The organism is Dyella lipolytica, assembly GCF_030160075.1.
Lineage (GTDB): Bacteria > Pseudomonadota > Gammaproteobacteria > Xanthomonadales > Rhodanobacteraceae > Dyella_B > Dyella_B lipolytica.
Window position 1 is genome coordinate 144,079 of sequence record NZ_BSNQ01000005.1, and the last position, 18,337, is coordinate 162,415.

Here is an 18,337-nt window from a genome sequence, read left to right on the forward strand (position 1 = left end):
CGCATGGCCGCGCGCATCATGCTCGACGATTCGCGCGGCGCGGTGGCCAGCGCAGGTGGGTGGTCGCTTGGCGATACCGATTTCGCATTCCTGAGCGATTTTGTCTACAAGCATTGCGGCATCGTGCTTGGCGAACATAAGCGTCAACTGGTGCAAGGGCGGTTGTTGCGTCGCCTGCGCGCGCTGGATCTGGATGGCTTCGACGCGTATGTCGATCTGCTGCGTACCGATCCGGACAGCGAACTGGGCGAGCTGGCCAGTGCGATCAGCACCAATGTCACGGCCTTCTTTCGCGAGATGCATCACTACGACCTGCTCGTCGACGAGTTGCTGCCGCGTTGGCTGGAGGCCAAAGGCAACACCGGCCGCCTGCGCATCTGGTCGGCCGGTTGTTCTACTGGCGAGGAACCTTATGCTCTTGCGATGGTGCTGGCCGAAGCGCTTGAGCGCACCGGAAGCAAAGTCGATGCGCGCATTCTGGCGACCGACCTGTCGCCGCAGGCCCTGGCGGCCGCGCGTGCCGGCACTTATCCGCTGGAGCGCATGGGCGGCATCAGCGAAGAGCGTCGCAATCGCTGGTTTCTACGCGGCGAAGGCGCTTATGAGGGGCTCGCATGCGTGCATCCGCGGCTGCGCGAACTGGTCACGATCCAACCGCTCAATTTGTTGCACGACTGGCCGATGCGCGGGCCGTTCGATGCCATCTTTTGCCGCAACGTGGTGATCTATTTCGACAAGCCGACCAAGCAGCGTTTGTTTCAGCGCTATGCCGGTTTGCTGGAGCAGGGAGGCTATCTGTTTCTGGGCCATTCCGAATCGATGTACGGCCTTAGCGATTCGTTCGAACTGGTGGGCCGCACCGTCTATCGGAAGTGCGTGTCATGACGGCGCCAATGCCCGGCGTTGCCATCGCGCCTGCCGCCGCGGCCGCAGTATTGCCTGGTTTCGAGCATATGCGCCGGTTCTGGGACTCCACTCATGCGTGCATGACGGTCAAGGTGCTGCCCGGCGAGTTCTACGTCAGCGCGCAGGAGGAACTGGTCTCCACCGTGCTGGGCTCTTGCGTGTCGGCCTGCATTCGCGACAGCGAACGGCGGATCGGAGGTATGAATCATTTCATGCTGCCCGAGCCGATGGGCGCGGAGCGCAACGATTGGTCCGCGGCCGTAGGGCGCGCGGCGCGGTACGGCAGTGATGCGATGGAGCAACTGATCAATGCGATTCTGAAGGCGGGCGGCAGGCGCGAAGCGCTGACCGTGAAGATCTTCGGTGGCGGCCGTGTGCTGGCGCAGATGACCGACGTCGGGCAACGCAACATCGCGTTCGTAAAGCGCTACCTCGAAACGGAAAAGTTGCCGCTCCTTGCGTCCGATGTCGGTGACATCTATCCGCGGCAGCTGCAGTTCTTTCCCGCTAGCGGGCGGGTGCGGGTGCGGCAGTTGCGCACGTCGCGCGATAACGAGCTGGCCGCTAACGAGCGCAGCTACCTCAAGCGTTTGGCGAATGATCCGATAAAGGGAGAGGTAGAGCTTTTCTGATGGCGCAGCTTCAGGACTGCGCGGGATCTGCCCCCTCCGCTGCTTGCAGGGGAGGGTTAAACACAACGATTCATGCATTAAGCGAGAAAGCGGCAATGGAAAAAGTTCGCGTCCTGGTAGTCGACGACTCCGCATTGGTGCGGAAATTGTTGTCGGCCATGCTCGATTCCGATCCGGGCATCGAGGTCGTCGGCGTGGCCGCCGATCCGCTGATCGCGCGCGACAAGATCAAGCAGCTCAATCCCGACGTGCTCACGCTCGACGTGGAAATGCCGCGCATGGATGGGCTGACCTTTCTGGAAAACCTGATGCGCCTGCGACCGATGCCGGTCGTGATGGTCTCCTCGCTGACCGAGCGCGGTGCCGAGGTGACCTTGCGCGCACTGGAAATCGGCGCGGTGGATTTCTTCACTAAACCGTCCAGCGATCTGGCGAACAGTTTTGCGGATGCTGCGCAGGAAATCTGCGCCAAGGTGAAACTGGCCGCACTCACCCGGCCGCGCGCCTACACGACGGTGCAGAAACTCGACGTGCCGCCGCGGCTTTCCGCCGATGCGGTGTTGCCTCGTTCGCAATCACCGGGTACGCGCGGCAGCAGCCGCATCATTACGGTCGGTGCGTCCACCGGCGGCACCGAAGCGATTCGCGTGCTGCTCGAAGCGATGCCGCCGGACGCGCCGCCGATGGTGATCACCCAGCACATCCCCGCGGCGTTTAGCGGCCCGTTCGCCACGCGCATGAACAACTGTTCGGCGATGCGCGTGTGCGAAGCCCGCGACGGCCAGCCGATCCAGCCCGGTCACGCTTACATCGCGCCTGGTGGCGAACATCTGTTGGTGATGTGGGACGGCGCCAAACATGTTTGCCGTTTGCACGACGGCCCACAGGTCAATCGTCACAAGCCCAGCGTCGATGTGCTGTTCCGTTCGATGGCCGCCAGCGTCGGCGCCTCCGCGATCGGCGTGCTGCTGACCGGCATGGGCGACGACGGCGCGCGCGGCCTGCTCGAGTTGCGCGAGAGCGGCGCGCCCACGCTGGTGCAGGACGAGGCGAGCTCGGTGGTGTGGGGCATGCCGGGCGCCGCCTGGAAGCTGGGTGCCGCCGACGAAAAGATCCCGCTGGAACAGATCGCCGCGCGCCTGCTGGTGCTGGCGCAACAACCTATCGCCGGCGCGCGTCGCGCCGCTTCCTGACGCACCGGAATATCCTATGTCCGCCTTCACTTTCCCTTCCGCCCCGCGCCCCGTCGTAGGCATCGGCGCCAGCCTCGTGGCCCTGCTGGTGTGCCTTGCCTGGAATCCGATCTGGATGGCGCCGGTACTGGTCACGGCGCTTTGCGCCGTGTGGATATTCGAATGCCGCCGTCTGGCGACACCCGCCATCGTGGTGGAGACATCGGCCGACCCCGATAACGCGCCGGTGCGTGAAGCGCTGGAGGACGTGCGAGGCGCCTTGGTCGACGAGCTTGGACACGCTTCGCGCGAACTGCACCAGGCGCTTGATCTGCTGCGTGATGCGGTCTCGGAGTTGGGCGGTGGTTTCGACGGCTTGTCGCACAAGACCGGCATGCAGCAGTCGCTGCTCAAACAGATCATCGATGTACAGAACGGTGGCGTTTCGGTGCAGGATTTCGCTGCGCGCACCGGAGACCTGCTGGAACACTTCGTGGGCCTGATCGTGCAACTGTCGCGCGAAAGTTTGCGCATCGTTTATCGCATCGACGGCATGTCCAAGGAAATGGACGCGGTGTTCGCATTGCTCAAGAACGTCAACACGATCGCTGAGGAAACCAACCTTCTGGCGCTCAACGCGGCGATCGAGGCGGCGCGTGCCGGCGAGGCGGGGCGCGGCTTTGCGGTGGTGGCGGGCGAGATCCGCAACCTCGCCAGTCATTCCAACCAGTTCAACGAACAGATCGGCAGCCACGTCGAGCGCGCGCGTATCGCGATGGAACAGGTGCGCGGCCTGGTCGGCGAACTGGCCGCGCAGGATCTCAACGTGGCGCTCTCGGCCAAGGGCGGCATCGACGCGATGATGGCGCATGTCACCGAAAGCGATGCGCGTACCAGCGCCGTGGCCGATCAGGTAGTGGAGATCAATCGCGGTCTTGGTACCGACGTATCCACTACGATCCGCTCACTGCAATTCGAAGACATTCTTAGTCAGCTACTCAACCAAACGCGCACGCGCCTGGTCGAGCTCCAGGGCGTTGCCGCCGAAACCACGCGCGATATCCAGACACTCGCTTGTGAATCGGTCGACGCGCAGATGTTGCGGCAACATTCCGACCGCGTACGCGAGCGGCTCGCCTTGCAACGCGAGAAAGCACGCATCCGTTCGCGCGGGCCGGCCCTGCAGAACACGATGGATGCGGGCGAGATTGAACTGTTCTAAGGAGTGATTGCCATGAATCTCAATGTCCAGCACGACACCGAGCAGGATTGCCTGACCCTGCAGTTCGGCAACCAGTTCGACTTCAGCGTGCACCGCCAGTTTCACGAAGCCTGCTTGGGCGAACGCAAACCATCGCGCAGTTATGTGATCGATCTTGGTAATGTCGATAGCATGGACAGCTCGGCGTTGGGCATGCTGCTGTTGTTACGCGAGCATGCGGGCGGCGACCGTGCCGAGATACGTATCGTCAATGCCAGCAGCGCATTACGCGGGACGTTGCGGGTAGCTGGTTTCGATAAGCTCTTTACGCTGCACTGAGCCATGTGTTTCGGCCGATTTAGCGTCGAGATCGAGCCAAGCCTCATCTTTCAGTCATCCTGGCGAAAACCGGGATACGGCAACCCAGGAAGATTCAAGTAACCCACGGATGTGTAGTTGCAGAAATGGTGGAACGCTGCAGGCTGCGATTCGATTCGCCGATAAGCAGATACGTATGCCTTATGCCCTTCAGGGTAATGCGCTCGTGCAATTCGCCGTCAAAGAGACGAGCGTGATTCCGCAGTGTATCCAACCCGAAGCCGTGTGAGCCCAGTTTCGATGCAAGCAGTTGGCGCTCGCTAGTGTCGTAGACGGCATCGTTGATCTGTGCTTTTTCCATGATGCCTTCCACACGAAGCACCACCCAATGCACGTCGTTTGTCACCCCATCACGCAAATATAGTTGGACGCGCGAGCAGGTCATCTGTGTATTGATGTGTGCGATCGATTCACACGCCAGTCGATAAATCGCCATATGCACAACAGGCGGCAGGCTGCTCAGCCTTCGATCTTTGATTTCGCAGCCGTAAGCAACGCCTAAGTCGCTCAGAAAACCTTTGATGGTTTCGTGCAGCGCCGCGGGCAAGCCACGCTCGCGCCACGCGGACGGATGCATGCTGTCGGCGAGTTGATTGACCTGGTCCTGCGCGGTGGTGGCTTGCCGGTAGTAGCGCCGTGCTTCGTTTGCCGGGAGCAGGCTGTGGAAACGAGCCAGCAACTGGTGTTGTGTCAAATGCAGCGTACTACCGGCCAGTTTCAGCGCCTGGGCGCTTTTCCGCAGGCGCGTTTCGTTTAGATGGATGTTTTGTCGGGCGAGATGGATGATCTGTTCCGCATCGAATCGTTCCTTTTCATCTCGGTGCCGTTGTGCCGTGATGCGCGCACCTGACGCCAACAGAAATGTCACGGTTACGGCGATAAATGTTTCTGACTGGAAGACACTGGGGTCGGGCCAGTCTCTGAGCAGTGAAACGACACACAGGATGGCGGGTGTCGCTCCCAGGGTAGCTGCACGCCAGCCCGGCTTAAATGTCAGCCAGGCGGCGGGTAGTGAAATGGCCAGTAGTGAAAGCTGCCGAGCGTCTTCATGGCTGTGGTGACTCACCCACAACAGAAATAGCAAAGCTGACAATGAGAGTGCGAGCGTGTCTGCTGCGAAAATATTTCTTGCCAGTTCGCCTAGCCGTTGCTTCCAAGGCGTCTCAGATAAGTATTCCATTCGCGCCATCAGCACCCAGGGCAATATCGCCAGTATGGTGATGTACTTCCCGATGAAGAGGAGGGCGAGCATTGAAGATCCGACCGGAAGGGTGGGGTCACGCTTTGCCAGTGCGATCTCACCGAAATTGGCCAACGCCCACACTGCGGATGCCATCAGCGAACACAACCACAGCACTTGGAAGTTGACCAGACGCTTGGCCGGGAACAGCCCCCATTGCCTGCGGCACCACCACACGATTGGCATGGCGAACAGCACGTCGGGAACCAGGCTGGAATAGGCCCAGAGCCAACCAAAATCCTTCCCATGGGGAAGGCTGACGCACCCTTGTGCAATGGAGTCGCCGATGGCCAGCGATAGCCAGTAGCGATAGGGAAGAAATAGCAGGCAAGCGAGCCGCACTGGAGCGATCAATGACCATTGTGCGTCCGAAAAGGGATGTAGCGCGGCATAGACAGATAAATAGCCAGCGAGAACGGCGAGTTGTCTAAACCACTCGCGTTGCAATATTGCCTTCCCCATGTTCCAAACCCCTAACTGCCGTGTGCGGTGAGCCAAGCGCGTTACCAGGCCGGCGGCGTCAAACCTGGTGTAACACAGGCAATGCGCCGCATCCGCAGACTTTGATCATGCGCGATTCGTTGCCTGGGCACTAGTGGGGAGGTTCAAAAGCACGCTCCTTCGCTAGTGCAAACATCAAAATCGCGCCGAGATTCGCATGGTCAATGCGAGTAGTACATTGCGTGGAGCTTTACGGGTGGCTGGCTTCGACAAGCTGTTCACCCTTCACTGAAGACAACATGTTCATCGACGTGATCTGACAGCAAAGCCTATCAAGAAATCCATGGTTGGACAGTCGCGAGGGTGGAGCGACGCTGCTGGCTTTGGATGAGTTCGTCGATGAGTAAGTATGTAAGTCGCATGCCTTTATGTGTCGTGCGCACATGTAATTTACCGTCAAAGAGACGGACATGATTCTGCAGTGATTCCAGTCCGAATCCCTGGGCGCCGAGCTTCGATGCCAAAAAGTCACGCTCGCCGAGGTCGTAGATGGCATCGTTGATGCGGGAATGCTCTATGGCGCCTTCCACGCGAAGCACAACCCAATGCACACCATTTGTTACGCCATCACGCAACCGTAAGCTGATGCGCGAGCAAATCATCTGCGCGTTGATATGCACAATCGATTCGCAGGCTAGTCGATAAATCGCTCCATGCAAGCCAGGTGTCAGTTCACTGAGCTTGCGGCCATCGATCTGGCAGTGGTAGGCAATACCTGCTCCGTGCAGAGCGCTTGCAATGGTCTCGTGCAACGCGGCAGGAAGGCCGCGGTCGCGCCAGGCGGAAGGATGCATACTATCGGCCAGCTGGCTGACTTGGCTCTGAGTTGCTGCAGCTTGGCGGTAGTAGCGTTGCGCTTCGTTGACCGGAAGCATATGGCGAAATCGAGCCAGCAGTTGCTGATGGGACAGATAGATGGCGCTGCCGGCTAATTCCAGCGCCTGGGCTGTTTTGCTTAGACGTAATTCACTGAGATGGATGTTTTGGCGGGCGAGAAGGATCGCCTGATTCGCATCGAGCCGTTCCTGTTCTTCCTGTTGACGTTGTGCGGTGATCCGTGCGCCAAGCATAAACATGCAGGTGACGACAAAAGCTATGAATGTTTCCGACTTTACCGATGCCTCGTAAGGTTTGATTTCCAGTAGCGAAACGATGCAGAAGATAGCTGGCGTCCCGCCCAGGGCGGCGGCGCGCCAGCCGGGTTTCAGTGTCAACCATGCAATGGGCATAAAGACGGCCAGATAGGAGAGGCGCTTTGCGTCTTCAAGGCTAAGATGGTTGAGCCAAAGCAGGAATATGACGACTGACAGTAAGAGGACCAAGGTGTCGGCTGCGAAGACTTGCTTTGTTATGTTGTGCAACCGCTTGCGCCACGGCTCGATCGACAAGTATTCGGCTCTGGCCATTAGCACCCAAGGCATCATGGCTACGATCGTTATGTACTTTCCAATAAACCCTGCGGGCAGCATGATGGGTGTCACCGTAAAGCGATGACCGGGCGATTGAAAGGAATATAGGGCGGCCAGCATGGTGAGCAGCGCCCACGCCAAAGACACGAGTACCGAACACAGCAGCAATATCTGAAAGTTGATCAGCTGCTTTGTTGGAAAAATCATTAGCTTGCTGCGACACCACCACACAATAGGCATGGCAACGGCAATGTTGGGTATCAGAGAAGCAACCGCCCAGACAATGCCGAACTGACTCGCGTGAGAGAGAACGATATACGATTGTCCGAAGACGTCCGCAATCGCTAGCACCAACCAGTATCGATAAGGGATAAACAGCAGACAGGTGAGGCGCAACGGAGCGATGAGCGCCCAGCGTGTGCTCGAAAAGGGACGCGCTGCAGCGTACATGAGCAAATAGCCCACGAAGACGACGAGCTGTCTTACCCAGCCCTTCTCCCACAGTTTCGTCCACATGTCCCCGAACCCCTGAAGATGCTCTACTTGTTTGGAGTGTCGGGGCTCAGCGATGCGGTAATCCAATGAATCCGCGACCGACCAAGTATGGCCGGAAAAGCAGGCGCCAGTGGTTCAGGAATGGCTGCGCTGAGGAAAAAAAGCCGACGGCAGTAAGGCCGTCGGCAGGTTCACACGCACATTTATAAACGCAGTGAAGTCTTACCAGGCGCGCACATCGACCACGCTGACGGAGTAGCTCTGCATGTCCGACTGATAGTGCAGCAGGCGCCCAAGGTCGAAATCGACCGACTGGCCAGGGCCGAGGTTGGTGGTGCCGGCGGGCCAGCCTTCTTTGGAGGCCAGCACGTTGCCGGTACCGTCCTTCGCGTCGATCCGGACCTGTGCGGCGGCGGCGGAGGCGCAGTTGTTGATCAGTTTGCCTTTCACGCTCAGGCGGGTGGCGATGCCGGTGCCGACGGCGCTTACCTTGACGTCCTGTATTGCGAAGTCGGTGGCCGCGCAGGCGGCATGGGCGGCGATGGGGGCGACCATCAGCACGGTCGCGGCGAGTAGCGTTTTCATGAATATCAGTCCTTAAGGCCGGGGGCGCCACGCGAGAGCGGCTTGGGTTACGTATCGGCCGAGGACGGGACTAACTTTAGGCTTGCGGGAACGGGAGATGGGCGGATTTTGGACCGCGCATAAAAAATCCCCCGAGTTGCCCCGGGGGATTTTGTACCGCTGACGGTTGTGCCGAAGAGCACAACGATCCGGGACTTGCTTAGAAGCGGTATTCCGCCGAAGCGGAGTACGCAGCGACGTTGGTGCGGTCGTGCGCCACGCTGGTGTTGTTGCCAACCTGCACGCGGTAGTTGTCGTAGTTGACGCCCACGCTGAAGTTGTTGGTCACGTCGTAACCGACGCCCAGGCCGGCATACAAGCCGTTGTTCGTGGTCTTCGCGCGGCTGCTGGTATCACCGGAGATCGCGGTGAGGTAGGTCTGCGAGCGCATGTAACCCGCGTGGCCGGTGACGAACCAGTTTTGATAGAAGTTGTACTTCGCGTTGACACCGACGGTGGCAGCGCGCGGCTTCACCGACAGCTGCGCATCGTTGGCGGCGTCCTTGGGACGGCCGAGGTACACGTAACCGATTTCAGGACCGACCAGACCGTTCCAACGCCAGCCGAAACGCACGTTCTGGAACACGCCGTTGTCGTGGCTCAGCGAGTCGGTGCGGTACTGGGTCTGGCCCAGCTGGCCGGCGACGAAGAAATTGTCCTGCCAGTTGTTGCTAGTGCTGGTAGGAGCGGTGGTGTCATCCGCGTGGGCGGCTTGGCTCAGTACCGGGGACAAGGCAAGGGCGGCCACAGCGGCCGAAAGGGCTAGCTTATTCATGGAGGGCTCCATCTCTTTGTTATCGACCCTCGCAGTGATGGGGAAGTCACGGCGAGGGGCCGCGCGGGGATACGCGGCGTAACAACATTGTAACAACCGAGCTGAACAGAGCTTTTCCGAGGCCTTCACGTGGGGGTTCGTTGTTCAGCTTCGTGAGGAAGCCCGGCTGTCTCGCCCAGGTTTGATAGCGGGACGAAACAAGGCTCAGCGTGTGACCTCTGGCAGGGGAGCGCGACGCATGCGGGTCGCTAGCATCGTCGTCTTACGCCGTCTTCACATTCATGTTGGCGGTATGTGACGCACCAGGAGATCCCCTTGAATCGCAACCCGCTTGCCGCCGCCATCCTTGCCACCGCGCTGGGATGCACCGCTTTTGCCGTTTATGCCGACGACACCCCCGCTCCGCAGAACGTGCCTTACAGCGCAGGGACGCTGAAGATCGATGTCGACGCCACCGATATCGCCCATCGCGTGTTCCGCGTGCACGAAGTCGTGCCGGCGGCGCCGGGTCCGCTTACCTTGCTCTATCCGCAGTGGATTCCGGGCAACCATTCGCCGACCGGTCCGATCGACAAGTTCGCGGGTCTGGTGGTGAAGGCCAATGGCCAGACGCTGCCGTGGACGCGCGACCAGTACAACGTGTATGCCTTCCATGTCGACGTGCCGCAGGGCGCCAGTGCGGTGGAGGTGGAATTCCAATACCTGTCGCCGCAGGACATGCGTCAGGGCCGCGTGGTGATGACGCCGGAAATGCTCAACCTGCAGTGGAACACCGTGTCGCTGTATCCGGCCGGTTACTATGCGCGGCAAATCCAGACCGATCCTAGCGTGAAGCTGCCGGCGGGCTGGCAGTTCGGCTCCGCGCTCGATGTCGCCTCGCAGGATGGCGACACCGTGCACTTCAAGTCGATCAACTACGACGACCTGGTCGATTCGCCGATCTACGCCGGCAAGTACTTCAAGCGCGTTGATCTTGATCCGGGCGCCAGCACACCGGTGCATATGGACATCGTGGCGGACGATCCGAAGTTCCTCGCGATCACGCCCGAGCAGGTGAAAATCCACAAGGCGCTGATCGAGCAGATGTACAAGCTTTACGGCGCGCACCATTACAACCATTACGACTTCCTGTTCTCGCTCAGCGACAAGATGAGCGGCAACGGTCTGGAGCATCACCGCTCCAGCGAAGACGGCACGCCGACGGGTTATTTCACCGAGTGGGACAAGAGCTGGGTGATGCGCGACCTGCTGTCGCATGAATTCAATCACTCGTGGGACGGTAAATATCGCCGCGGCGCGGATCTCGCCACACCCAACTTCAACGTACCGATGGGCGACTCCCTGTTGTGGGTGTACGAAGGCCAGACGCAGTTCTGGGGCCAGGTGATGGCCGCACGCTCTGGCCTGTGGAGCAACGACCAGTTCCACGAAATGATCGCCGCCGTCGCCGCCAACTACGACAAGGGCCGTCCGGGTCTGGCGACGTGGCGCAACGTGCAGGACACCACCAACGATCCCACCATCGCTCAGCGTCGTCCGCTGCCGTATCGCAACTATCAGGCTAGCGAGGATTACTACTCGGCCGGCCAGATGATCTGGCTCGATGTGGACGGCAAGCTGCGCGAACTCACCGGCAACAAGAAGAGCATCGACGATTTCGGCAAGGCCTTCTTCGGTGTGAATCCGGGTGCATGGGATGTCGACACCTACACCTTCGAAGACGTGGTCAAGACGCTCAATGACATCGCGCCGTACGACTGGAAGAGCTATCTGCGTACGCGCCTCGACGGTCATGGCCCGTTGATCGGCGGTCTGGCATCGCACGGCTGGAAACTCGTCTACAACGACAAGCCGTCTGCCGCGATCAAGGCCGCTGAGGCTTTCCGTCACACCGCAGACTTCACTTACTCGCTGGGCGTGTCCGTCGGTAAAGAGGGTGCCATCAGCGACGTGCTGTGGGACGGCCCGGCTTTCAATGCCGGTCTGTCGCCGGGTATGACGATCGTCGCCGTCAACGGCCGCAGCTACGACCCCGACGCCATGAAGGACGCCGTGACGGCGGCGGCGAAGGACACCAGCCAGCCGATCGAACTGCTGCTGAAGAACTTCGATGAGTACAAGACCGTGCGCATCGACTATCACGGCGGCCTGAAGTATCCGCACCTCGAGCGCGATACGAGCAAGCCGGACACCCTGAGCCAGCTGATCAAGGCTCGCTGATACGACACCCTCCCTCTCCCCGTTGGGGGAGAGGGTTGGGGCGAGGGACGCACTCGCCTCAAACCGCCTCCGTGGGCGGACTCCTCCAACTTCGCTATACTTCCCGTTCGCTCTGGCGCGCACTTCTCGAGTCGCCCCTGCCAGCGCAGATATCTACGCGCCCGTAGCTCAGCCGGATAGAGTAGTGGCTTCCGAAGCCATTGGTCGGGGGTTCGAATCCCTCCGGGCGCGCCAATCCCCACCGTCTTCACTGCTCGAACGAGAGGCTGCGCACACATCGCGCGGCGCACTATCTTGCGCGCGATTATTCCGTTTCCAGACGGACGGCAGCGGAGTTAATGTAGGCGAGCTGAGGGGCGGGGGCACCTATGGAAAGACAAGGGCGAGCACAGACGACGGCCGGAAACGGTCGCGCAACCGATCAAGCCGGTGAGCGATGGCTGACCATGCCGGACGGCCAGTCGCTGTTCCTGCGCGATTGGCCGAACCGTTCGGCGCACGATGCGGTGCTGATCGTGCACGGGCTGGGCGAACATAGCGGACGTTACGAGCAGCTGGCGCAATGGTTTCACGCGCGCGGTTACGCAGTGCGCAGTTACGACCAGCGTGGTCACGGCCGTACTCTGGGGCAACGCGCGGCGTTGCGGCATGGCGACGATTTGCTGCAAGACCTCGCTCATGTTTACAAGGACTATGCCGCGAGTCTCGGACGTGCTCCGTTGCTACTCGGTCATAGCATGGGCGGCACGGTGGCGCTGCGCACCGTGCTCGACGGCCGTATCGAACCGCCTGCGCTCGTGCTTTCATCACCGGCCTTGCGTAGCTATGAGGCGCCCTGGCTGCGTCAGTTGGCTCGGGTGCTCACGCATGTCGTGCCGAACCTACCCTTGCGCAACGGCTTGCCGCTGGATGGTTTGTCCCACGATACCAAGGTGATCGAGGATTACCGCAACGATCCGCTGTGCAGCAACCGCGTCACGCCACGCATGGCCGATTTCATTTTTCGCGCCGGCGCATCCAGCATCACCGATGCCTGGCGTCTGCGTGTGCCGACGTTGTTGTTGGTCGCAGGTAGCGATCGCCTGGTCGATCCTTCCGGCAGTCGTGATTTCTCCGCTGGCGCCTGGGCCACGAAGCAACTCACCAGCCGCTTTTTCGACACGCTCTTCCACGAGCTGTTCAACGAGACGGAAACGGGTCGCCATCAGGTACTCGCGCAGTTGGCGGAGTGGATGCGGCGCCAGGGATCTGCCTGACATCGCGCGCGTTTTACAGCGCTTTGCGATAGACAACGAATCCCGATTTCTCGGCGACTTTGTCGTACAGCCGCATCGCGGTCGCATTCGTTTCGTGGGTGTGCCAATAGACTCGAGAGCAGCCCACCTCCGTCGCGCGCCGATAGACAGCCTCGATAAGTGCGTTCCCTATCCCCATGCCGCGGGCCGTTTCGTCGGTAAACAGATCCTGCAGATAGCACGTGGGTTGGATCTGTATGGTGCTTCGGTGGAAAAGATAGTGCGCAAGTCCGAGCAATTTTCCGTTGCGTTCGGCGACCAAGGCGTACACCGGCTCGTAGGTGTCGAAAAAGCGCGACCAGGTCATTTGCGTGACATCTGCAGGCAATGCGGCCGGGCCTTTTCTCCCGTAAAAGGCGTTGTAGCCATCCCAAAGAGGTTTCCAGGCGGCAAAATCCGCCTTTTCAACGGGCCTGATCGTGGCTGGATGGGTCATGCGCGTTCTTCACTCCCTGGTAAAGGCAAGGTTGTGTGCACATCGTGCGGGTAACCTTTCTACCGGTATTCGACCATAATGCACGCGCGATACTGGATAAAGAGATCCCCACATTGATGACCATGAGTACGTTGCAGACCCTGCTCGAAACGTTGGAGCAGGACGATTCGCTGCGCCGACCGGAACAATTGCGCCAGCGCATCGAAGTGTTAGATCGCATTGAAACGTACCTGATCCACGGGCAGCATCAGGAAGGCGAGGACAGCGCGCTCCATCGCCGCGCACAAGCGATGTGCGCCGATCTCGAGGCAACCAACCGCGAGCTCTACCAGTCCATTCGTCGCAAGATTCAGCAAGGTTCCGGAGCGGGCACGCTGTTTGAATGGGTGAATGCATGGAGCGACGCGGCGCGTCCGCTCGATCAGCTGAACGGCATAGGCTACGACTTCCTCGATGTGCTGGTCAGCGGCGTTCTGCAGTTCGAAGAGCCCGGCGACCGAGTCACCGAGTTGACCCCGGACATGTTGTTCTATCAGCCGACGCCAGCGCGCGATATTTTCGATTTCATCAGCCGCGCCAAACTTGGCGAAAAAGATGTGGTGATCGACCTTGGGTCCGGATTGGGTCACGTGTCGTTGCTGACCGCCATTTGTACGCGGACCCGCTGCATCGGCATCGAGCTGGAAGCTGCATACGCCGACTGCGCCAACAAGAGTGCGCAATCATTGAATCTGCACAACGCGACCTTTATCGCACAGGATGTGCGGTCCGCCGATTTTTCCAGCGGCACTGTGTTCTATTTGTACACGCCTTTTAGTGGCGCGATCTTGCGTCACGTTCTGGACATGCTGAAGCTGGAAGCGGCGAACCGCGAGATCCGCCTTTGCACGCTGGGTCCTTGCACGCCGGTCATCGCCCAGGAAGGATGGCTCAAAGCGGTCGATACCCCGGATATCGATCGGGTCGCCATCTTCCACAGCGTGTAGATTTGAGTTCGCGTTGCGCAATAACCGCGGTACGGGTGCGGGGGTTCTTGTCGCCCCCGCACCAGCCCGAACGCGTCAACATGCTGCGGCGCGTGCTGGTGCGGGGCCGCGGTTAATGTGTCAGTGGCGAGTGGTGCTGTGTTTGCTTAACTCGCGCTCGAATTCGCGGACCTGTTTTTCGGCTTCGGCATGGGCCATGCCGTAACGCTGTTCCAGTTTGCCGGTTAGGTATTCCACGCTGCCTTCGCTGACTTTCAAGTCATCGTCAGTCAGTTTTCCCCAGTGTTGCTTGATGTTGCCGGAAAGCTGTTTCCACTGGCCTCGTATCATGTCTTGGTTCATGACAGTACCTCGTTGGGATCGGCGTATGCACTGAGCGTTATGCGCTGAGTGCAGTTGCAGATTCGATCACCTGCGACGTAAATCATTCGTTGATGGTTTGTGCGCGTAAGTTGCAGAGGTTCATGTAAATGAAGATCTGCACTATCGTTGCGCACCAAGCGCGCAACGACGGTTGCGTGATATTTGCGTGGTATTTCTATTAGCAAACCCGTGCGATGGGTCGCTATGGCGTGCTCGTTGGAGTCTGTGCAGGCTGATCGATCGGCAAATCACCGATCATGCGTGTGGCGAGGCCATCGTAGTTGTAATCGAAATGATGGTCGCCCGGCATTTCATAGACTTTCACCCATTTGGGCAGCTGCGGGTTGTTGCATACGGTGTCGTCACTGTCATCCTTGCCGTAGTAGCAGACCATCGGCGGCTTGTTCTGCAGCGCCTCGATCGGCGGCAGAGCGGGATAGTGCGGCACCGGGTTAATCGATTGCATGACTTGCTTGATGTGCGTCTTGAGCCAGTTCTCGCGCACCACGATGTAACCCTCCAGCTCCACCTCGAAGTTCACATCCTGGCTGGGGGAGAGCAGCACCATTTGCGTGATACGTGCGCGGTTGGCGGGGCTGAGCTTGTCGACGATGGTGGGCAGCACATCGGCGCCGAACGAGAAGCCGATCAGCCATACCTTCTGCTTGTGCCATTGCGCGGTGTACTTGCTGATCAGCGCATCCAGATCCTGTGCCGATTCGTCGGGCGAACGATTGCGCCAGTAATAGTCCAGGCAACTGACGCCAAGCACCGGAACGCCGCGCTTGACGAGCCGAGAGCCGAGCTCTTTGTCCAGATCGCGCCAACCGCCGTCGCCGGAATAGAAAATCGCCAATACATCGTCGTGCCCAGCGGGTGCTTGCACGTCGGACACCAGCTTGACGGTGGCATCTTCCAAGCTGGGTCGCGGAAGCGGTTTCCAGATAATCAGGGCGGCGACGATCGCCACGCAAACCACGACAGCGATGGCTCGGAATTTCATCGACGCACGACTCCGCTAAGGCCGCCCGAGATCAGGCTGGCGACATTGGTAAGCACCACCGGCAAAGCGATGCCGCCTGGCACCGCCAGATAGCGCGGTTCCCATTCGGGATCGAACTTGTCCTTGTAGCGGTGCAGGCCCTGGAAATTATAGAAGCGTTCGCCACGGCCGAAGATCAGCGCGCCGAACCGGTTCCACAGCGGCGCCTGACGCCGGCTCTGCAAGCCGGACAGCGGTGCCATGCCGAGATTGAACCAGCGGTAGCCTTGCGCCTTCGCCCACACCATCAATTCCACGAACAGATAGTCCATCAGGCCTGCGGGGCCGTCCGGCAACTGGCGCATCAGGTCCACCGAGGCTTCTTCCATGCTTTCGCTGAGAAACATGTTGGCGAACGCGACTGGCTTGTCGTTGTGCCACACCACCGCCATCGGCGTGCGCGATAGATAACGTTCCTCGAAGGAGCCGAGCGAGAAACCTTTTTCACGTACGCGTTTGTCGCGCAGCCAGGCATCGGACACCGGCTTCAGTTGCGGCAGCAGCGCAGGTACCTGTTCCGTCGGCACGATCTCCAGGCGCAGACCTTCACGGGTCAGTTTGTTGACGGTGCCACGCAGCGTCTTCTTCGATTTGCCGTCGAGATTGAAATGCTCCAGCTGTACGCGCGCTTCCTCGCCGACCTTCAGCAAGCTCATACCCACTTCGAGATACAGATCGAGGTCGGCAGGATTGACCTGGTAGAACACCGGCCAGCCGCCGCCGCGCTCGCAGCGTTCGCGGAACGTCCACACCAGTTCCTGTCGCGCGCGATCGTCGCGGCCGACTGGATCGCCCATCGCCACCCAGCTGCGCCCCTCGATGCCGTACATGATGAAGGCTTTGTTATCGGCGTCGAACAGCAGGCTCTTGTCACCCATCAAGGCAAGGTGCGCCTGTGCGGAAGGAAACTGCTTGATCAACGGAAGCGCGCGAGCCAGCTCGGCTTCGTCGGGCAAGGTCGGGCGTAGACGTGCCGAGCGGATCAGCGTCGTCAGCGCGAACAGCAAGGCGACGCCGGTTGCGCCGACCAGGGCGCGTAGCGAGCGTGGAGCATTGCCGTGATAGAAGCTGAATTGCCACCACAGGTCGCGGCTGTATTCCACGTGCTGATAGCTGAAGAACACCAGCCACACCGTGCAACCCAGCACCGTCGCCAGCGCCAGCAGCCAACCGAACGAAAAGGTCACTTCGAACATCGAGGCGCGTCGATAGAACAAGCGATGCGCCGGCGCCAAGGCCACGGCGAGCAGGACCAGCAGGCCCGCTTCCTCGTAATCGATACCTTTGAGTAGCTGAGCTACCGCACCGGCAATCAGCAAGACGAGTGTGAGCCAGTAGGCCGCGTCGAGTCGGCGCTGCAGACCGCGCGCAAGAATCAGCAGCGACATGCCGATCACGCTACTCAGGAAATGCGATACCTCCAGCACCGGCAGCGGCAGCAGATCGCTGAGCAATTCCATGCGCCCGGGTAGCGCGGCGGTTGCACCGGAAAACAGCAGCACGGCGCCGGAGACCAACGTGAGACCGGCAAAGAACGGCGGCAGCAACCCGTTGAACCACGGCGAAAGCAAGGCTGCCTGGCGCAGTCCGCGCGCCTCGCGCACTACCACCGCGACAGTGGCCGCACAAAGCGGCAGAAGGTAATAAACGCCGCGATAAGCCGCCAATGCGCCGAGGATCGGCGCCGACAGCGCGTGATTACCGGTGGCACCGAAGCCGGCCAGCATCACCGCCTCGAACACGCCCAGACCGCCCGGCACATGACTGATCAATCCCGCGATCTGCGCCAGCGCGAAGATGGCGAGGAAGGAGCCGAAGTGCAATGCCATCGCACTGGGCATCAACGCATACAGCACGGCCGCGGCCAAACCCCAGTCCAGCGCGCCCACGAAAATCTGGCGCAAGCCGATAGCGATCGGCGGCAGCCGCACATCCCAGCGCCACAGTTTGATCGGGCGCCGCAACAGCACGCCGCCGAGCAACCACAGCAATGGAATCGCGCAGAGAATGACACCAAGCAGCACACGCGCAGGAGCCAACGGCAAGCCCGGCGGTATCGGCACCAGCAACAGCGTGACGCCGGTAATCGTAAACAAACCCAGCCAGAAGCTGATCGTGCAGAACAGCACGACTTTGGCCACTTCCATCGTCGACAAACCGGCTTGTATATAGAAGCGGTACCGGATCGATCCCGATACCAGCATCGCCATGCCCAGCGTGTTGCTGAAGGCGTAACTGATGAAGGAGATCAGCGCCACGCGCGGTCGCGGCAGCTTGCGTCCGATCGCGCTTAGCGCAAACAGATCGTACAAAGGCATCACCGCATAACCGAGCGCAGTTAGCACGATGGCCTGGCCGATACGTCCGCGCCGCAGACTGTGCATGTATTCGCCGACCTGGTGATAGCTCACCTCGCCGGCGAGGCGATAGAGCGCCCACAAAGCCAGGCACAACATCAATACCGACAATGCCGGACCGCCGAATCGACGCAACCAGACCGGGCCTGGCCGGCTCAATGCGTCTTCCTGGCTAAGGACTTCGGCCCCGCCTTGTTGCTCCACGCTGCGACTGCCTCTTGATTCCCCGGGACCGCGATGGTGCCACACCGGGCATTGCAGGTAATAACCTGCGAGGCCGCCATGGCTTATTCGCAAGCTATCGA

The 18,337-nt window shown here is 60.2% G+C and carries 16 protein-coding genes and 1 tRNA gene; 9 read left to right on the forward strand and 8 right to left on the reverse strand.

Annotated features, from left to right (window positions below):
• Nucleotides 1-3 precede the first annotated feature (3 nt).
• From QQL64_RS12450 to QQL64_RS12470, 5 genes are all read left to right on the forward strand, one after another.
• The gene (locus QQL64_RS12450; protein WP_284400081.1) at nucleotides 4-885 is read left to right on the forward strand and encodes a CheR family methyltransferase; all 882 of its coding nucleotides are present in this window, start codon (nucleotides 4-6) and stop codon (nucleotides 883-885) included.
• Nucleotides 882-1,538: a chemoreceptor glutamine deamidase CheD gene (gene cheD, locus QQL64_RS12455; protein WP_284400084.1), complete on the forward strand. Its 657-nt coding sequence runs from the start codon at nucleotides 882-884 to the stop codon at nucleotides 1,536-1,538. The genes QQL64_RS12450 and cheD overlap by 4 nt, the downstream gene beginning before the upstream one ends.
• Nucleotides 1,539-1,633: 95 nt before the next feature.
• Entirely contained in the window at nucleotides 1,634-2,731 is a 1,098-nt protein-coding gene (locus tag QQL64_RS12460; RefSeq protein ID WP_284400086.1) for a protein-glutamate methylesterase/protein-glutamine glutaminase, read from the forward strand.
• Nucleotides 2,732-2,747: 16 nt separating this feature from the next.
• A complete protein-coding gene (locus QQL64_RS12465) occupies nucleotides 2,748-3,932 on the forward strand; it encodes a methyl-accepting chemotaxis protein (RefSeq protein ID WP_284400089.1) in 1,185 nt (394 codons plus the stop codon).
• 12 nt (nucleotides 3,933-3,944) lie between these two features.
• Nucleotides 3,945-4,250: an STAS domain-containing protein gene (locus tag QQL64_RS12470; protein ID WP_284400090.1), complete on the forward strand. Its 306-nt coding sequence runs from the start codon at nucleotides 3,945-3,947 to the stop codon at nucleotides 4,248-4,250.
• 94 nt (nucleotides 4,251-4,344) lie between these two features.
• Here QQL64_RS12470 and QQL64_RS12475 read toward each other — a convergent pair whose 3' ends face one another.
• The 4 genes from QQL64_RS12475 to QQL64_RS12490 form a co-directional block, all read right to left on the reverse strand.
• Nucleotides 4,345-6,027, reverse strand: a complete 1,683-nt coding sequence (locus QQL64_RS12475) for a hypothetical protein (protein WP_284400092.1) — start codon at nucleotides 6,025-6,027, stop codon at nucleotides 4,345-4,347.
• Between the two features lie 275 nt (nucleotides 6,028-6,302).
• Nucleotides 6,303-7,955 (reverse strand): MASE1 domain-containing protein, encoded by a 1,653-nt coding sequence (locus tag QQL64_RS12480; protein WP_284400095.1) that lies wholly within the window; start codon nucleotides 7,953-7,955, stop codon nucleotides 6,303-6,305.
• 201 nt (nucleotides 7,956-8,156) lie between these two features.
• Nucleotides 8,157-8,519, reverse strand: a complete 363-nt coding sequence (locus QQL64_RS12485) for a hypothetical protein (RefSeq protein WP_284400097.1) — start codon at nucleotides 8,517-8,519, stop codon at nucleotides 8,157-8,159.
• 199 nt (nucleotides 8,520-8,718) lie between these two features.
• Nucleotides 8,719-9,333: an outer membrane protein gene (locus QQL64_RS12490; RefSeq protein WP_284400099.1), complete on the reverse strand. Its 615-nt coding sequence runs from the start codon at nucleotides 9,331-9,333 to the stop codon at nucleotides 8,719-8,721.
• A gap of 315 nt (nucleotides 9,334-9,648) precedes the next feature.
• Between QQL64_RS12490 and QQL64_RS12495 the strand changes: the two genes are divergently transcribed.
• From QQL64_RS12495 to QQL64_RS12505, 3 genes are all read left to right on the forward strand, one after another.
• Entirely contained in the window at nucleotides 9,649-11,553 is a 1,905-nt protein-coding gene (locus tag QQL64_RS12495; RefSeq protein ID WP_404600986.1) for a M61 family metallopeptidase, read from the forward strand.
• A 157-nt stretch (nucleotides 11,554-11,710) separates the two neighbouring features.
• Nucleotides 11,711-11,787 (forward strand) — tRNA-Arg (locus QQL64_RS12500).
• A gap of 134 nt (nucleotides 11,788-11,921) precedes the next feature.
• Nucleotides 11,922-12,809 carry an alpha/beta hydrolase gene (locus QQL64_RS12505; RefSeq protein WP_284400108.1) on the forward strand — a complete coding sequence of 296 codons (888 nt, stop codon included), beginning with the start codon at nucleotides 11,922-11,924 and terminating at the stop codon, nucleotides 12,807-12,809.
• A 13-nt stretch (nucleotides 12,810-12,822) separates the two neighbouring features.
• Here the strand turns inward: QQL64_RS12505 and QQL64_RS12510 are convergent, their stop codons facing one another.
• On the reverse strand, nucleotides 12,823-13,284 hold the full coding sequence (locus QQL64_RS12510) for a GNAT family N-acetyltransferase (RefSeq protein ID WP_284400111.1): 462 nt from the start codon (nucleotides 13,282-13,284) through the stop codon (nucleotides 12,823-12,825).
• A 122-nt stretch (nucleotides 13,285-13,406) separates the two neighbouring features.
• Here QQL64_RS12510 and QQL64_RS12515 point away from each other — a divergent pair, with 122 nt between their 5' ends.
• Nucleotides 13,407-14,270 (forward strand): class I SAM-dependent RNA methyltransferase, encoded by an 864-nt coding sequence (locus QQL64_RS12515; protein ID WP_284400113.1) that lies wholly within the window; start codon nucleotides 13,407-13,409, stop codon nucleotides 14,268-14,270.
• A 120-nt stretch (nucleotides 14,271-14,390) separates the two neighbouring features.
• On the opposite strand, the gene QQL64_RS12520 is transcribed toward QQL64_RS12515, so the two are convergent.
• From QQL64_RS12520 to mprF, 3 genes are all read right to left on the reverse strand, one after another.
• Nucleotides 14,391-14,612: a CsbD family protein gene (locus QQL64_RS12520; protein WP_284400115.1), complete on the reverse strand. Its 222-nt coding sequence runs from the start codon at nucleotides 14,610-14,612 to the stop codon at nucleotides 14,391-14,393.
• A gap of 223 nt (nucleotides 14,613-14,835) precedes the next feature.
• Nucleotides 14,836-15,636, reverse strand: a complete 801-nt coding sequence (locus tag QQL64_RS12525; protein ID WP_284400118.1) for an AcvB/VirJ family lysyl-phosphatidylglycerol hydrolase — start codon at nucleotides 15,634-15,636, stop codon at nucleotides 14,836-14,838.
• Nucleotides 15,633-18,329 (reverse strand): bifunctional lysylphosphatidylglycerol flippase/synthetase MprF, encoded by a 2,697-nt coding sequence (mprF, locus tag QQL64_RS12530; RefSeq protein ID WP_284400120.1) that lies wholly within the window; start codon nucleotides 18,327-18,329, stop codon nucleotides 15,633-15,635. The genes QQL64_RS12525 and mprF overlap by 4 nt, the downstream gene beginning before the upstream one ends.
• Between the last annotated feature and the right edge of the window lie 8 nt (nucleotides 18,330-18,337).

Bases quoted from the DNA above. Each gene is read 5' to 3' on its own strand.
- QQL64_RS12450 (WP_284400081.1), top strand. From the start codon at position 4: ATGGCCGCGCGCATCATGCTCGACGATTCGCGCGGCGCGGTGGCCAGC.
- cheD (WP_284400084.1), top strand. From the start codon at position 882: ATGACGGCGCCAATGCCCGGCGTTGCCATCGCGCCTGCCGCCGCGGCC.
- QQL64_RS12460 (WP_284400086.1), top strand. From the start codon at position 1,634: ATGGAAAAAGTTCGCGTCCTGGTAGTCGACGACTCCGCATTGGTGCGG.
- QQL64_RS12465 (WP_284400089.1), top strand. From the start codon at position 2,748: ATGTCCGCCTTCACTTTCCCTTCCGCCCCGCGCCCCGTCGTAGGCATC.
- QQL64_RS12470 (WP_284400090.1), top strand. From the start codon at position 3,945: ATGAATCTCAATGTCCAGCACGACACCGAGCAGGATTGCCTGACCCTG.
- QQL64_RS12480 (WP_284400095.1), bottom strand. From the start codon at position 7,955: ATGTGGACGAAACTGTGGGAGAAGGGCTGGGTAAGACAGCTCGTCGTC.
- QQL64_RS12485 (WP_284400097.1), bottom strand. From the start codon at position 8,519: ATGAAAACGCTACTCGCCGCGACCGTGCTGATGGTCGCCCCCATCGCC.
- QQL64_RS12490 (WP_284400099.1), bottom strand. From the start codon at position 9,333: ATGAATAAGCTAGCCCTTTCGGCCGCTGTGGCCGCCCTTGCCTTGTCC.
- QQL64_RS12505 (WP_284400108.1), top strand. From the start codon at position 11,922: ATGGAAAGACAAGGGCGAGCACAGACGACGGCCGGAAACGGTCGCGCA.
- QQL64_RS12510 (WP_284400111.1), bottom strand. From the start codon at position 13,284: ATGACCCATCCAGCCACGATCAGGCCCGTTGAAAAGGCGGATTTTGCC.
- QQL64_RS12515 (WP_284400113.1), top strand. From the start codon at position 13,407: ATGAGTACGTTGCAGACCCTGCTCGAAACGTTGGAGCAGGACGATTCG.
- QQL64_RS12520 (WP_284400115.1), bottom strand. From the start codon at position 14,612: ATGAACCAAGACATGATACGAGGCCAGTGGAAACAGCTTTCCGGCAAC.
- QQL64_RS12525 (WP_284400118.1), bottom strand. From the start codon at position 15,636: ATGAAATTCCGAGCCATCGCTGTCGTGGTTTGCGTGGCGATCGTCGCC.